Annotated in this window: 14 protein-coding genes; 7 read left to right on the top strand and 7 right to left on the bottom strand. The window is 40.7% G+C overall.

Annotated elements, in window-relative coordinates; genetic code table 11:
• Positions 1 to 7: 7 nt before the first annotated feature.
• Both V5804_RS04000 and V5804_RS03995 read right to left on the bottom strand, forming a co-directional pair.
• On the bottom strand, positions 8 to 1,345 hold the full coding sequence (locus V5804_RS04000) for a DEAD/DEAH box helicase (RefSeq protein ID WP_369590082.1): 1,338 nt from the start codon (positions 1,343 to 1,345) through the stop codon (positions 8 to 10).
• Positions 1,346 to 1,498: 153 nt separating this feature from the next.
• On the bottom strand, positions 1,499 to 2,365 hold the full coding sequence (locus tag V5804_RS03995) for an alpha/beta hydrolase (protein WP_369590081.1): 867 nt from the start codon (positions 2,363 to 2,365) through the stop codon (positions 1,499 to 1,501).
• A gap of 379 nt (positions 2,366 to 2,744) precedes the next feature.
• Between V5804_RS03995 and V5804_RS03990 the strand changes: the two genes are divergently transcribed.
• Positions 2,745 to 2,978, top strand: coding sequence for a hypothetical protein (locus tag V5804_RS03990; RefSeq protein ID WP_369590080.1), 234 nt, complete (start codon positions 2,745 to 2,747; stop codon positions 2,976 to 2,978).
• Positions 2,979 to 3,109: 131 nt separating this feature from the next.
• On the opposite strand, the gene V5804_RS03985 is transcribed toward V5804_RS03990, so the two are convergent.
• Positions 3,110 to 3,709 (bottom strand): hypothetical protein, encoded by a 600-nt coding sequence (locus tag V5804_RS03985; protein WP_369590079.1) that lies wholly within the window; start codon positions 3,707 to 3,709, stop codon positions 3,110 to 3,112.
• Between the two features lie 137 nt (positions 3,710 to 3,846).
• Here V5804_RS03985 and V5804_RS03980 point away from each other — a divergent pair, with 137 nt between their 5' ends.
• The 3 genes from V5804_RS03980 to V5804_RS03970 all read left to right on the top strand — a co-directional run bounded on the left by V5804_RS03980 (position 3,847) and on the right by V5804_RS03970 (position 5,808).
• Entirely contained in the window at positions 3,847 to 5,181 is a 1,335-nt protein-coding gene (locus tag V5804_RS03980; RefSeq protein ID WP_369590078.1) for a dihydroorotase, read from the top strand.
• 62 nt (positions 5,182 to 5,243) lie between these two features.
• On the top strand, positions 5,244 to 5,471 hold the full coding sequence (locus V5804_RS03975) for a hypothetical protein (protein ID WP_369590077.1): 228 nt from the start codon (positions 5,244 to 5,246) through the stop codon (positions 5,469 to 5,471).
• Positions 5,458 to 5,808: a type II toxin-antitoxin system PemK/MazF family toxin gene (locus tag V5804_RS03970; RefSeq protein WP_369590076.1), complete on the top strand. Its 351-nt coding sequence runs from the start codon at positions 5,458 to 5,460 to the stop codon at positions 5,806 to 5,808. Before V5804_RS03975 ends, V5804_RS03970 begins: the two co-directional genes overlap by 14 nt.
• A gap of 48 nt (positions 5,809 to 5,856) precedes the next feature.
• Here V5804_RS03970 and V5804_RS03965 read toward each other — a convergent pair whose 3' ends face one another.
• From V5804_RS03965 to V5804_RS03955, 3 genes are all read right to left on the bottom strand, one after another.
• Positions 5,857 to 6,840 (bottom strand): transglutaminase domain-containing protein, encoded by a 984-nt coding sequence (locus V5804_RS03965; protein WP_369590075.1) that lies wholly within the window; start codon positions 6,838 to 6,840, stop codon positions 5,857 to 5,859.
• A gap of 211 nt (positions 6,841 to 7,051) precedes the next feature.
• Positions 7,052 to 7,987, bottom strand: coding sequence for an alpha-E domain-containing protein (locus V5804_RS03960; RefSeq protein ID WP_369590074.1), 936 nt, complete (start codon positions 7,985 to 7,987; stop codon positions 7,052 to 7,054).
• An 18-nt stretch (positions 7,988 to 8,005) separates the two neighbouring features.
• Positions 8,006 to 9,454, bottom strand: a complete 1,449-nt coding sequence (locus tag V5804_RS03955) for a circularly permuted type 2 ATP-grasp protein (RefSeq protein WP_369590073.1) — start codon at positions 9,452 to 9,454, stop codon at positions 8,006 to 8,008.
• Positions 9,455 to 10,012: 558 nt separating this feature from the next.
• Here V5804_RS03955 and V5804_RS03950 point away from each other — a divergent pair.
• The 3 genes from V5804_RS03950 (at position 10,013) to V5804_RS03940 (ending at position 14,936) form a co-directional block, all read left to right on the top strand.
• Complete coding sequence (locus V5804_RS03950) at positions 10,013 to 12,691, top strand: ThuA domain-containing protein (RefSeq protein ID WP_369590072.1); 2,679 nt, start codon at positions 10,013 to 10,015, stop codon at positions 12,689 to 12,691.
• Positions 12,692 to 12,960: 269 nt separating this feature from the next.
• Positions 12,961 to 14,031, top strand: a complete 1,071-nt coding sequence (locus tag V5804_RS03945; RefSeq protein WP_369590071.1) for an aldose epimerase family protein — start codon at positions 12,961 to 12,963, stop codon at positions 14,029 to 14,031.
• Positions 14,032 to 14,465: 434 nt separating this feature from the next.
• Positions 14,466 to 14,936, top strand: a complete 471-nt coding sequence (locus V5804_RS03940; protein ID WP_369590070.1) for a hypothetical protein — start codon at positions 14,466 to 14,468, stop codon at positions 14,934 to 14,936.
• Positions 14,937 to 15,231: 295 nt separating this feature from the next.
• Here V5804_RS03940 and V5804_RS03935 read toward each other — a convergent pair whose 3' ends face one another.
• Positions 15,232 to 15,519, bottom strand: coding sequence for a HigA family addiction module antitoxin (locus V5804_RS03935; protein WP_369590069.1), 288 nt, complete (start codon positions 15,517 to 15,519; stop codon positions 15,232 to 15,234).
• Positions 15,520 to 15,528: the final 9 nt, after the last annotated feature.

Raw genomic sequence — 15,528 nt, 5'->3', positions numbered from 1 at the left:
AAAAGAACTATTTATTCCGCAATTTTTTGCCTCTCGCTGCTTTTGGCGATTTAAACTTGCGGTCATCTTTTTTCTTCGGCAGGTTGCTTTTTTGGTTAGAAAGCTTCTTTTCGTGGAACGCGCCTTTAAATTCCGGGTTGTCTTTCCGGTTTTGCAAATCAATTTCTTTGTTCTGTTCCTGGCGTTCGTCGTAACCGGTTTCTTCCACAAAAACACCTTCCGGGATCGGCAAAATTTCTAATTTCTGGCGGATCAGTTTCTCAATTTTCTGCAAATAATATTCTTCGGAAGGCGCACAAAAAGTAATGGCTTCGCCGGATTGCAGCGCGCGGCCGGTCCGTCCAATTCGATGTACATAATCCTCAATCACAACAGGAACATCAAAATTTATCACATGGCTAACGGCGCTTACATCAATGCCGCGCGAAGCAACATCGGTAGCCACCAATATTTTTACTTCATCGTTTTTGAAGGAATTGATGGAGTTGATGCGCGTGTTTTGTCCTTTGTTGGCGTGCAAAACCTTCACCTGCTGCTGCCCGAATTTGCGTTCGAGAAATTTGTAAACATCTTCGGCAGATTGGCGTGTTTTGCAGAATACAATCAATTTTGTAATGCTTTCCGGTTCGTCCAGCAGCTTGCGCAACAGATTGATTTTGGTTTTCATGTTCGGCACAAAATATAACTTTTGCGTTACGGTTTGTGCCGGCGTGGCTTGCGGCGTAACTTCGATTACGGTTGGAAATTCCAAAAAATTACTGGCTAAAAGATGCACTTTATCGCTCATCGTAGCCGAGAAAAGCAGGTTTTGCCTTTTGCGCGGCACCACTTCGAGGATGCGGTTGATTTGCGGCATGAAGCCCATGTCCATCATTTTGTCGGCCTCATCCAAAACCAAAACCTGCAACGTTTTGGTAATGATATGTCCGGCCAGATAAATATCCAGAAAACGGCCCGGCGAAGCAACGATGATATCCACGCCTTTTTGGATCTGTTCGATCTGCGTTTTCGGGCCTAAGCCGCCGTATAAAACCACCGTCCGTAAATCGGTATTTGCAGCAAAAGTTTTGATGTTTTCTTCAATTTGCATCGCCAGTTCTCGTGTTGGGGCAATGATCAAAGCACGCGGATCGTTGCCTTGTGCATATTTCAGCTTCATCAGCAAAGGCAAAACGTAGGCCGCAGTTTTTCCGGTTCCGGTTTGGGCAATGCCCATCACATCTTGTCCGTTTAAAATTGGCGGAATCGCTTTTTGCTGGATCGGGGTAGGTTCGGTGTAACCTGCATCGGCAATGGCATTCTGGATTTGCCGGTTAAAATTAAAGTCCTCAAAAGTTACAGGCATGCGGCAAAGATAATGTTTCTTTTTGGGAGCGGGGATGGAGAGGAGCGGGGAGCGGAAAAGTTTGAGGAGGGGGGATGTTAAGGTTTGGGTTTAGAGATTTTTAGTTGATAAAAGAAGTATGTTTAATTTTCAACCTGATGCAAATACGATGAATTATTTTACGATTAAATCTTTTATGATTATATACAAATCCTCCACTAATACAGGTAACTTAATAATTTTATCATGCCCTATATTATCATAACATTTACTTTTAATAGTTGGATGGCCTTCTAAAAACTCCTTAACATAACTTAAGGGGGAAATTTGATCATAGTGATCATATATTACCAAATGGTTAAGCTCTTCGTCAGAATTATATAAATCGCCAAGAGTAAAATAAGATGCAGAAACTCCAAACTTATTTCTAAAGTTATTAAAAAAATCTTCTTTTGCTGTTTGTGGTATTCCAACTACATCCATACTTGCTTCAAAATTTTCCTTTAGCTTTATAAGGGGCGTAATACTTATGAGTAATGATGGAGTCAATTTCATTTCGTTTAAAGCGATGATATTAGCCATTGCACCCAATGAATGACCAATGATAATATCTGGAACACCAAATTTTTGTACAATAACTTCAATTGCTTGAGTGTAGAGCAACAAGTTTGATAAATCTCCCTCAGAACTACCATTTCCAGGAGCATCAAATGCAATAATTTCTACTTCGTCAATCTGTTTGAGCTTTGAAATAAGTTCGCTAAAATCCATAGCTTTTGAACCCCAGCCATGTGTAATTAATAGTTTTACTGGCCCATTTCCCCATTTGAACCCATTAAATCTTATATCTTTATTAGCGAAATGTCTGTCAAATACCGTTAAACTGAATCTTTCCGAATCTTCTATTAATTGTTCTTGATGCCATCTAATTGGCATTTTTGGTGGATAGCATATTAACTGCCAAACAAGTTCTTGAAAATTATCGGAAATAGGTGATTGGTGGGCTTTGATTTCGGTTATAATTTGCTTTAGCTTTTTCATAATTAATAAGCATATATAGCATTAGTAACAGGACAAAAATGTATTGATTGAATTGAAGGATTTGAGAACTTAGAAGTATCATTGATACTGTTGCTCCAATGCTTACAAATAAAAGTTAAAAGAGTGCGTTCTCCAGTAAGATTTAAAATTACGAGAAATAATTAAAGTCCTCAAAAGTTACAGGCATGCCGCAAAGATAAGGTTTTGTTTTTTGGGAGCGGGGAGTGGAAGTGCGGGAGCGAAAAAGTTTGAGGAGCGGGGAATGTTGGGAAAAGACTTTATGAATTTATGCCGATAAAAGAAGCATTGCAAGCAATTTATTAATTCAATTGACGCAGATATTTCTTAATTTTGTTAACAGCTTTATCAATCACAAAAAATGGAAACTGTAACTATAGAATTAACCAACCAAAAAGCTTACAAAATTTTGCATGATTTGGAAGAACTCAACATCATTAAGTTTGTAAAAAAGCCTGAAAGTTTATCATCTTTGCGCCAGAAAATCCAAACGAAAATGAGCAATGAGGACATTGATCAGCAATTAAATAATTTGCGAAAGGAACGCTATAACGGAGATAACTATAAAGGTAGGCACCCAGGTGTGGTGGGTTGAATGCCGCCCGGAGGCGATCCGGCATTCTTGATTTTTGGTTCTTTTGATCAAGCAAAAGAACTTACAAGAAAAAGAAAAACTTTTGCTTTGAAGAAGATCTCTCCCTACGGTCGATATGACAAAAACCGAACCTACCGCCCAAACTCCTTATCAAAACTAATATAACCCGGATAATTGAAAGCACGGCCGCCCAAATCTATCGTTGGCCGGATTTTAAAAGTTACAACGGATTTAGCGGTTTTGGTTGAACCGGATAAATTCGAGATCAAATCGCCAAAAGCTTGGCTGGTTTGCTGATCGGCAATCAGTTTATAAACATTACCAAAAACATGGACCGGAACAATAATTTGTCCGCCGCCAGCCGGAACAACCACTTTGCGGTTTACAAAGCCGTTAAAAATCTCGTTGTTCCGCAGCAAAATTTTGTATTCAAACTGGTCAATGGCGGCCGTTTGCCCGGTTTCGTTTGTAATTCGCAGCGCAACATTGGCCCGAAAAGGAATGTTATGGCTAATCAAACCCATCGCCAGCCGAGGCAAACTGGCCAAATTAATCTCCTGCCCGTTTTCGGAACGGTTAATGCTGATACCGGAAAGGTTAATGCTATCCACCGAAACCAAATCGAAATGGCATTTGCCCAGTGCTTTGGCTTGTTCAACCTGTTTGTTGATGCCGCATTGGCTCAATAAAAATATAAGGGGTAAAAACAGTATCAGGGCAAAATTTTTCATGCTTCTTTTATGAGGTAAAAATGAGTAACAGCAATCGGGTTATGTTTTGTTTGAGTTGTTGGGAGGGAAGATAGTTTAAACCCGACAGAATTTTCTTTTTGTAACCGGATTTGTCGTCCTGCTTTTATCTTTGAGGCATGGCTTCCATCCTCATCAAATCCGCAACCATTGTAAACGAAGGTAAACAATACACGGCCGATATTTTGGTTCGAAATGGTTTTATCGAGAAAATTGCTGCTTCGATTGATACGGCTGCCGACCAGGAAATTAATGCGGAAGGTTTGTATTTGCTGCCCGGTTGCATTGACGACCAGGTGCATTTCCGCGAGCCGGGCCTGACTTACAAAGGCGATTTGGCTTCCGAATCTTTGGCTGCGGTTGCCGGCGGAATCACATCTTTTATGGAGATGCCGAATACCGTTCCCAATACGTTGACGCAGGAATTGCTGGAAAATAAATATCAGTTAGCCGCGCAAAAATCCCTGGCCAACTACTCTTTTTACATGGGTGTTTCCAACGATAATTTGGAGGAAGTTTTAAAAACCGACCGGCAAAACGTGTGCGGCGTAAAGGTTTTTATGGGATCATCAACCGGAAATATGCTGGTAGATAACCCGAAAACGCTGGAACGGTTGTTTGCAGAATCGCCGATGTTGATTGCTGCACATTGTGAAGATGAAGCGACGATCAAAAGCAACCTCAACCATTACAAACAATTGTTGGGCGAAAATATTCCGGTAAAACTTCACCCCAAAATTAGGAATGGGGAGGCTTGTTATTTGTCTTCTTCGATGGCAGTCGAGCTTGCAAAAAAAAACGGAACGCGATTGCATGTGCTGCATATTTCTACCGCAAAAGAAGTATCGTTGTTTCAATCAGAAATTCCTTTAGCAGCTAAAAAAATTACGGCCGAAGCTTGTGTGCATCATCTTTGGTTTTCGGACGAGGATTACGAACAGAAGGGAAACCAAATTAAATGGAACCCAGCCATCAAAACAACAACCGACCGGAACGCAATTGTACAAGCTGTTTTAGACGGGCATATTGATGTAATTGCTACCGACCACGCGCCGCACACTTCAGAAGAAAAAGCAAAACCTTATCTCGAAGCGCCTTCCGGCGGGCCTTTGGTGCAACATGCTTTGCCTGCGCTGTTGGAAATGGTGCATCAAAAAAAGCTTTCGTTGGAGCAGGTTGCCGAAAAAATGGCGCACAACCCGGCCATTTGTTTTCAGGTTGAAAAAAGAGGTTTTATCCGCGAAGGGTTTTGGGCTGATCTGGTTTTGGTTGATTTGAACTCGCCCTGGAAAGTTTCCAAAGAAAACATCTTATACAAATGCGGCTGGAGCCCGTTCGAAGGGCAAAATTTCAATTCCAAGATTACACACACCATCGTTTCCGGAAATTTAATTTGGGCGGATGGAAAACTGCAGAACAATCAAATGGGCAGGCGGCTGAGTTTTGTGCGATAAAAGAAGCATCAACAGATTGGAAATTCAGTTGTAAGAAGCTAACTTAGTATCAAATAAATTTTATGGCAATTCCGGCTTTTAAACCTACCAATGAGGCTTTGGCGTTTATGACCCTTTACAAGGCAATGACACCGCAAGTAAAAGAAGAAGTAAAACAGATGATTGTAGATGAATCCGATGCAGAAGAAGGATCAGAGTTTACGTCTCTATCTTTTCAAAATTGGGATTTGGAAGGTGATGGCTTAGCAGAAAGTCAATTATGGGAAAGGTTTTATAATGAGCGAAAGTAAGTATAAGCAGGGCGATATTATTATGGTTCGATATCCTTTATCGGATAAGCCTGAAAAAAGTATCATTCGTCCTATGGTCATTGTATCGAATGAAATTTCCAACCAATTAGACAAAGATGTCTTAGTTTGTCAGATTACCACTCGATTACGAAATGATGATTTTTCTTATTTACTTACTGATAAGTCGCTTACCGTTTTGATGCCTGAAACTTGTGAAATTCGATGCAATAAGATTGCAACCGTTCGTGTTTGGGACAAAATTATATTAGATAAAATCAGCGAATTAACGCCCAAAGCATTAAATGATATTACTGATTTAGTTAAAACGGCATTTTAATTATTAGCATAAAGCAATAGCGGCAATGCTTCTTTTACCACCCTAAAATCATTGTTGCTGTTGCTGCTGCCATTCCAGATATTGCCGGTACGAATTTTGAGGTTCTGCTTTGGTTTGATCAAAAGTTTGATTGTTAAAAGGCACAAAAACCGGGACCGGCTCGCTTTGCTTTACCGGCCTGTTTTCGTTATCATAGGAAACCGTAACCGAAACCTCTAATTTATGCTGTGAGTTGCCTTTGTAAGTGCCTTTTACCGGGCTGCAATCCGAAAAGTTGCGGCCAACCGCCAGCCGCACATGCTTGTCTTCCACCAAAATATTATTGGTTGGATCTAAACCCTGCCAGCCAAAATACGGAATGTAAGCTTCCACCCAGGCGTGGGTGGCGCCTTCGCCGCGCATCCCGTTTTTGTTGGGGCAAATGTAACCGCTTACATATCTTGCCGGAATACCGGCCAAACGGAGCATCACCAACAATAAATGCGCAAAATCCTGGCATACGCCTGATTTTAATTCCCAGGCTTCGTCAATCGTGGTTTCTACCGTTGTTACTCCGGCTTTGTATTCAAAGTTGGTGTAAATGAAATTGCTCAGGGCTTTTGCTAATTGTAATGGCGTTTGTTCGCGTGCTTTCTCTTGGTTAATCACCTGCAAAACTTCGGGCTGGCTTTTAAACGGTTGCGGCAACAAAAAATTGATGTACGGCAACTGGTATTTCAACTGGTTTAAAACTTCCCATTGTTCTAAAGCCGGAGCCGAATCTTCGGGCATCGCATGGCTGTGCGTAATCACTTCAATTTCCGAATCAATAATTAAAGCAGAATGCACGCCCGGATTGGTAAATGTGCCCACCAAATTGTCGTAATAATCGCGGTAAATTTCCACCAAAGGGTCGTCCGTGATTTTTAAATGATGGCTGATGACCTGCTGCAGTTCGTCCTCAATCGGGTATAGCATGATTTGGTTTGCGCTATCATTGATTGGCTCTTGGTACAAGTAACGGGTGATATGGGTGATGTTGAATTTTGGCATTTGTGATTTTGATAATACGCATGGAAATTTGAAACGCGAAAAGATTGAGAGGCTGTTTAATTTATACAAGAAAAAGTCAATACTTCTTTTACCCTATAAAAATTGGTGTTTGCCATCAACCTAAAAAATAAATAATTTGTACACACCATTTTTTATGGGGTAAAAGAAGCATATGAACCTCAACAAGCAAACTTTAACAGGTTCTGATAAATCAATCGTACGCAAAATAATAGTGGTTAAAAGCAGTACCGATCTCGAACAATCCGTTTTTGATGTCTTGCAGATAATTTTGCAAACCTTCTGCTTCCAACGTTTGGATGTCGGAAAACTGCACGCGGCTTTTCAATTTCCCAATTAAAAACTTTAATTTTTTAAAGCTTTCTAACTGATGGTCAATTTCCAGTTTTTCAAACGAACGCTGCAAACGCACAACCGAATAAAGGATAGAACGCGGAAAATTTTCGTTCCAAATAATCTGGTCAATAATGTTACGAGGTTCTAAAGTAGAACGGTAACTGCGTAAAAACAACTCGTAGCCGGAGATGGAAAGCAACAGGTAACGCCAATAAATTGGGTCGTGTGTTCCGTTCAGATCATAATTTTGTTCGCTGAATTTGACATCCAAAATGTTAACGGCCTGAATGGCGCGTTCCAAATATTTGCCCACGTTCATATAATAAAAACCTTCGCCGCGCGCCATCGTAATTTCGGTAGTTCCGTAATACAACATACATTGCTTGATCAAACCGTCCATTACCGAAATCGGGTCTTCAATTCTTAAAGAATTTGACAAAAACTGGTCGCGCACGCTGTGGTAAAACTCGTTCAGGCATTGCCATAATTCTTTGGTGATATGATCCTGGACAGCCCGTGCGTTTTCGCGGCTTTGGGTAACGAGGTTAAAAACAGCATTGGTATTTTCCCGTTCCAAAACCATGTAGCGCAGCACTTCTCGTCCGTTTCTTTCCATTTTTACAATGTCTTCTTCCTCACAAAACGAAAATATTTTGAGTACGGCGCGCCAGGTAAAATCAGGGATATCATCCTGCGAGTAAGCATAATTGATGCGCAACATCCGCAAAATACCATCCGAACGTTCCATATATCTCGACATCCAATACAAAGAATCCGCAACCCTGCTTAACATATTTTATCTTTTAAAATTCTATTTACTTAAAATCCAGGTGTCTTTACTTCCGCCGCCTTGCGAAGAATTTACGACTAACGAACCTTCACGTAAGGCAACACGTGTTAAACCGCCTGGCACAATTTCAATTCCGTTAGGTCCGCATAAGGCAAAAGGCCGCAAATCAATCCGGCGCGGTTGCAGCTTTCCGTTTAAATAACAAGGCGCGGATGAAAGGCTGATGATCGGTTGCGCAATAAATTCGCGCGGATTTGCCAGGATCGCTGCTTTAAAATCGTCCATTTCTTTTTCCGATGCCGCACTGCCGATCAACATGCCGTAACCGCCGGATTCATTGGTTTTTTTGATCACCATTTTATTCATGTTGTTAAAAACATGCAGCCGCTCGTCTTCATTACTCAATTGATAAGTCGGCACGTTCTTCAAAATCGGTTCCTCATTCAGATAATAACGGATCATGGCCGGCACATGGATGTAAACTGCTTTATCATCCGCCACACCATTTCCGGGCGCATTGACGATGGCCACATTTCCTTTTCGATAAGCCGACATTAAACCGGCAACGCCCAGCAAACCATTTGGGTTAAACACCAGCGGATCTAAAAATTCATCATCCACGCGGCGGTAAATCACATCAACCTGCTGCAAACCGCCGGTGGTTTTGGTGTAAACACGATGGTTATGCACCACCAAATCGCGGCCTTCCACCAGTTCGATGCCCATCAAGCGGGCCAAAGTGGTATGTTCAAAATAAGCCGAATTGTAAATGCCGGGCGTTAGCAAAACAATGTTTGGGTTTGAAACATGCCGCGGCGATAACGAAGCCAGATTTTTGTACAGCAACTGCGGATACTGCATCACCGTGCGCACATTGTTTTGCGGCAATAAATCCGGGAAAATGCGTTTCGTAATTTCCCGGTTTTCCAGCATGTAAGATACTCCGGAAGGCGTGCGCAGATTATCTTCCAACACATAAAACTCGCCATCGGCATCGCGGATAATATCAATACCGGCAATGTGGACGTAAACATCGTGCGGCACGTTCAGTTCGTGCATTTCGCGCAGGTAATGCGGACAGGAATAGATCATGTCTATCGGCACAATCCCGTCTTTCAAAATAAACTGCTTGTTGTAAATATCTTTCAAAAAAAGGTTCAACGCTTTCAACCGTTGTTTGATGCCGCGTTCGATGAAATCCCACTCGGCAGAAGTGATGATGCGCGGGATCACATCAAACGGAAAGATTTTTTCAATGCCTTCGCCGCTCGAATAAACCGTAAACGTAATGCCCTGGTTCATAAACAAGCGGCGCGCCATTTCTTCTTTCCGGGTCAAATCTTCGGTGCTGATCTGCTTTAAAAACTCATATACCTTTTGATACGGAGTTCTCACGCTGTTATCGGCACACATTTCGTCCCAAACAGTGGGTGTAATGGGATATTGGTTTAAAAGTGAAGATGAATCCATGATCGTTTTTAAAGTTTTGTTGTTAAAGCTGGTTTTAACGCAACAATTTTTTGAAAAAGTAGTGTTTATTTTTAATCTGCCCTAAAAATTAATTCAAAATAAAGTTTTTAGAACAGCAATTTGATCAATATAACACTGATGCTTCTTTTACCACCTAAAAAATAGTAAGCTTTAGAGCCTGTTTAAATTTGTGCCATAAAATTTTACAATGCTTCTTTTATGCCTATAAATCTGGTGTTCCTGAATATTTTATCGGTACAAAAACCACAAAAAGACAATGGTTTTTAGGTGATAAAAGAAGCATGGCAAATAAGTTTAACAGAATTTAATCAGGCTCTTATTGTTTTTTAAAGATGCAGAACGGAGACTGATTTTTAGGCGGTAAAAGAAGCATCGTATTTTTGAAAGAAGCAATTTTAAAAGGGGCAGCTAATCGCTTTTTTTAAGGTCATCTCCTGAAAAAATAAACTCTTTGTATTTTACAACTTATGAACTTTGTTTAAAAAATATTGTTAAAATTTGCAATCTATACAACCAATCAACCAAACATTTCTTTCCATGCGTTTCAAACTTACCTTGTTATTTTTTCTCTCCGTTTTTGCGTTAAGTTTTATCAAAATCCCGGTAAAACCCAAAGTGCTTGTTTTTACAAAAACGGCTGGTTTTCACCATGCTTCCATTCCGGCTGGCGTAAAGGCCATTATCAAATTAGGAAAAGAAAATAATTTTCTGGTTGATACCACTTCTGATGCCTCAAAGATTAATGAAAGCAACCTGGCTAACTATGCTTCGGTTATATTTTTAAGCACAACTGGCAGCTTGCTGAACAATTACCAGCAGGCCGATTTGGAAAGGTACATGCAGGCCGGCGGAAATTTTGTTGGCATTCATGCTGCTTCCGATGCGGAATACGACTGGTATTGGTACGGCCGTTTGGTTGGGGCTTATTTTGACAGCCATCCGCAAATACAACCTGCCGTTTTGCATGTAACCGATAAAAACCATCCGTCAACCCGCGCTTTGCCGGATGAATGGAAGCGGACCGACGAATGGTATAATTTCAAAAAAATAAGCCCTGACATTCATGTTTTGATCAGTATTGATGAGAACAGTTACAAAGGCGGAACAAACGGGGCCAGTCATCCGATGGCGTGGTACCATAACTTTGAAGGGGGAAGGTCTTTTTACACGGAACTGGGCCACACCGACGAATCTTATACCGACCCAACCTACCTGAAACATTTGCTGGGCGGTATCCAATATGCCATCGGCAACAATCAAAAACTAAATTATGCAAAATGTACAACACAGCGTGTTCCCGAAGAAAACCGTTTTGTAAAAACCAACCTGGTGCAGGGCGAGTTTTTTGAACCTACCGAAATGACCATTTTGCCCAACTTAGATATTTTGGTTGCCCAGCGCCGGGGCGAAATTTTGCTGTATAAAAACAGTACCAAAAAGGTAAAACAAGTTGGTTTTTTGCAGGCTTACTGGAAAACACATATAAAAAATGTGAATGCCGAAGAAGGTGTTTTGGGCTTGCAGGCCGACCCGGATTTTAAGAACAACCATTTTGTTTACATTTATTACAGCCCTGCGGATACTTCGGTCAACCGTTTGTCGCGCTTTACTTTTGTAAATGATACGATTGATAACAAATCAGAAAAAGTGGTGCTGCAATTGTATTCGCAAAGGGAAATCTGCTGCCATACAGGTGGTTCTATTGCTTTCGGCAAAGACCGGCAGCTGTTCCTTTCCACCGGCGATAATTCTACGCCTTTTGATGAAGAAGGAAAACCGCCTTACAACACCCACAACTATGCACCGCACGATGACCGGCCCGGCCACCAACAATATGATTCCAGGCGTTCTGCCGGAAACTCCAATGACCTTCGCGGAAAAATCCTTAGGATAAAAGTAAAAGAAGACGGCAGTTACGAAATCCCCGAAGGAAATTTATTTAAACCGGGAGAGGCAAACACGAGGCCGGAAATTTATGTAATGGGCGACAGAAACCCATACCGGATAACGGTAGATCAAAAAAATAATTTTTTATATTGGGGGGAAGTTGGGCCGGATGCCAACAACGATAGCCTGAGCACCAGAGGCCCGCGCGGTTATGACGAGCTGAACCAAGCCCGCAAGTCAGGCTTTTTCGGGTGGCCGCTTTTTATCGGCCCTAATATTCCTTACCGTCCGTTTGATTATGCAACCGGCAAATCCGGCGATCCTTATGACCCTGCCCGCCCGGTAAACAATTCGCGCAACAATACCGGTTTAAAAGTATTGCCTCCGGCGCAGCCTGCTTTTATCTGGTATCCGTATGGCGAATCAGCAGAATTTCCGCAGGTAGGTTCAGGCGGCCGGACAGCCATGGCCGGGCCGGCTTACTACACAGATCTGTACCCGAAAAGCACGCGCTACCCGGATTACTTCAACAAAAAAGTAGTTTTTTACGAATGGATCAGGGGCTGGATAAAACTGCTGACCTTGCAGCCAAACGGCGATTTGGACAAGATGGAACCGTTTATGCAAAACACCAAATTTAACGGGCCGATTGATATGGAAACCGGGCCTGATGGCAGGATCTATGTTTTGGAATACGGTTCCGGCTGGTTTGCAAAAAACCCGGATGCCGGTTTGGCAAGGCTGGATTATAACCTGGGCAACCGTGCGCCGGAAGTAAAAAATATAACGGCAAACAAAGCATCCGGCACGCTGCCTTTTCCGGTTACGTTTACGGTTGCGGCAAAAGACCCGGAAAACAATAAACTTACTTATACCTGGAACCTGGGCAACGGCATCAAAAAACAAACCACGGTGCCAAAACTGACTTATACTTTTACCAAAAAAGGAAATTATACGGTTTCGGTTGAAGTCAAAGACGAACAAAACGCATCAACAAAAAGTAAAACAATTACTATTTTGGCAGGAGATTTTGCACCGGACATGAAAGTTAAACTGGCTGATCTAAAAGCAAACAATGCAGGCAAAGCGTTGATGCTTTCGTTGGATTGCAAAGGTTGCCACAGTGTAAACGAACGTTCAATCGGCCCGGCGTTTGTTCAAGTTGCCAATAAATATCCAAAGAACAATGCTTCGCTAACGCATTTAAGCAACAAGATCATTCAGGGCGGAGCCGGTGTTTGGGGCGATGTTTCTATGCCGGCACATCCAAACTTAAAACCGGCAGACACGAAACAAATTATCAATTGGATATTTTCGCTTAAACAATAAATGGCCAATGCTTCTTTTATCAGCCTAATTTTGGTGTGGTAAAAGAAGCATTAGGATTTGATAAGCAGTAGTTAAACAATACTTAAACACCAACCGTAATTTGGTTTTTTTCTGATTTTGTTTATCCTGATCCTGTAAATACCAGACTGTTCAATTCAATATTGATTAAATTTATGATCTATTTAAAAAACTGTATCCTTCCGGCAATTGTATTGTTTTTTATTACAAGTTGCCAGCAATCTTCCACTAAAAAAACCGGAAACCAAACTATGAACCAGGCAGAAATTCCAGACTCAAACAGCTTTAAACAAACGCTTGAAGGCAAACAAGTGTACCTTTATACTATTGGCAACGGCAAAATGAAAGCAGCCATTACCAACTTTGGCGGAAGGTTGGTGAGTTTATTGGTGCCAGACAGCAGCGGCAAACTAACCGATGTGGTTTTGGGCTACAACAGTTTAAAAGATTATCAGCAATACACCAAAAACGGCGCTTACTTTGGCGCTTTGATTGGCCGTTATGGCAACCGCATTGCCAAAGGAAAATTTACTTTGGATGGCAAAAGCTATCAACTGGCCATCAACAACCCGCCAAATGCGTTGCATGGCGGGCCAAAAGGTTTTTCAACCGTAGTTTGGGACGTGGTAAAAACAACGCCAACCAGTGTCGAACTGCATTATTTATCCAAAGACGGAGAAGAAAGTTATCCCGGAAATTTAGATGTTAACGTTACTTACGCTTTAACCGATGCCAACGGATTGTCCATCACTTACAAAGCCAAAACGGATAAAACAACCATATTGAACTTAACCAATCATTCGTATTTTAATTTGAATGGAGAAGGAAGCGGAACGATTAACGACCATTCATTGCAGCTAAACGCCAGCAAATTCACGCCGGTTGATGCTACTTTGATCCCGACAGGAAAGTTGGAACCGGTTGCCGGAACGCCTTTCGATTTTACAAAACCTGAAAAAATAGGGGCGAGGATTGATGCAAAAGACCAGCAGTTGGAATTTGGAAAAGGCTACGACCATAATTTTGTGTTGGATGCAAAAGAAAAAGGCCAGCACCTGGCAGCCGTAGTTGTGGGCGATAAAAGCGGTATCGAAATGGAAGTTTACACCGATCAGCCCGGCATCCAATTTTACGGCGGCAACTTTTTGGAGGGCGGCGACAAAGGCAAAAGCGGGAAAGCTTACGAACACCGTACTGCTTTATGTTTGGAAACACAGCATTTCCCGGATTCGCCAAACCATCCGCAATTTCCAACTACTGTTTTAAAACCTGGGGAGACTTTTAGTTCGGTTACTTCTTATCGGTTTCCTGAGAAGAAGTAAGATTTTTGGTTGATAAAAGAAGCATCAGGATTTATAGCTGATGCTTTTTTTATGGGGTGAAAGTTGGAGAAGTTTTGAGCCAGTGGGTGAGTTAAGTAGATTGGCGTAAATCTCGACAACCAGAAATAATAAAATACATGTTGTTTGGCATAAAAAAGCAATAACAGCTTGATTTCAAGTAGAAAACAATAAAAATTTATTAATTTCTTTTAAAGAAAATTTTAAATTTATATTTTAATACAAATTAAATATAATTACTAATTAATAATTAAAAAATGGAAAACAGTAAATCAAATCAGGTTTCCCATTATGTCAAAAAAAGTTATTAACAATTTAAATGATAAATATTAGAATGTTAATAAGTTGTTATAGATTATTATTGGTGAATTTATTGAAATAAACCCATATTTACGTTTACTTAAAATAAACCTAAAATGTACGATAAAAACGGTAGAAGTTACGACATTATAACTACTGCAAAAATTGAAACAATTATTGATGTTAGTAAGAAGTATAAAGAAAAACCACCTCTATACGTTAACAGCGTAGAGATATTACCACCAACAGTTGGTGATTTGACAAAGGACGAAATTTTGAAGTTTCTAAGTACCGATCCTTTGCACAACATTAAACATAATGTATTAATTGCAAGAAGCCCATACATAGAAAAAGAACATCAAATAAATGGTTCAAAATATTTTATGTTCCTAAGTCAAACTCTTGAACAGATGATCTCTGAGGTTAGAAAACACCAAGAAACTCCAATTTTTGCTGACCGGATTGATGCACTTCCAACATCTTATCCAATTACAGCAACAGATTTCGATCATTCCGTTGGAAGCTTCACTTTTCCACAGTTTAAATATTCAAGTTATATTTACCTACTGCTTTATTCAAAAGTATAAATTTATAAAATTAATCGTAAAGGCTAATTAAATTATGGTTAGCTTTTTTGTTTTATAAACATAAATTTTAAAAAATTGGACTTTCTACTGGTCGGGATTTGCAATCCCGTCCTTTGAACTTCGGATTTCTAATCCAAGATAAACCTTTGTCTTATAAGAACAGCATCAACAAAAAAGCCACCTTTTACAGTAGCCTTTCACTTATTCAACTGAATTAAAGTACATTCTCCAATTTTGTGATCAGTTTCACAAAAACATCAATCTAAAATCATAATAATTTAAACTACAAAAACAACTAAGCAGAACGTTCATACTGATAAGGTTTCAAATCCAATTCTTTGGTTTTTTCGGCTGCCAAATACAAGTTATACTTGGTTTGCAGGTTGGCCCAAATATCAGCAGTCCCTCCAAATACTTTTGCAATCCGGAAAGCCATTTCAGGTGTAATATCAGATTTCTGATGTACAATATTGTTTAAACTTTGCCGCGAAATGCCCAATAGTTTTGCGGTTTCTGTTATGCTTAGTTGGTTGGCTGCAATTACTTCTTCGCGTAATATTTCACCGGGATGGATTTGTCTCATGGTTGCGTT

Source organism: Mucilaginibacter sp. (assembly GCF_041088075.1).
GTDB lineage: Bacteria > Bacteroidota > Bacteroidia > Sphingobacteriales > Sphingobacteriaceae > Mucilaginibacter_A.
This window is presented reverse-complemented; position numbering and strand designations above follow the sequence as displayed.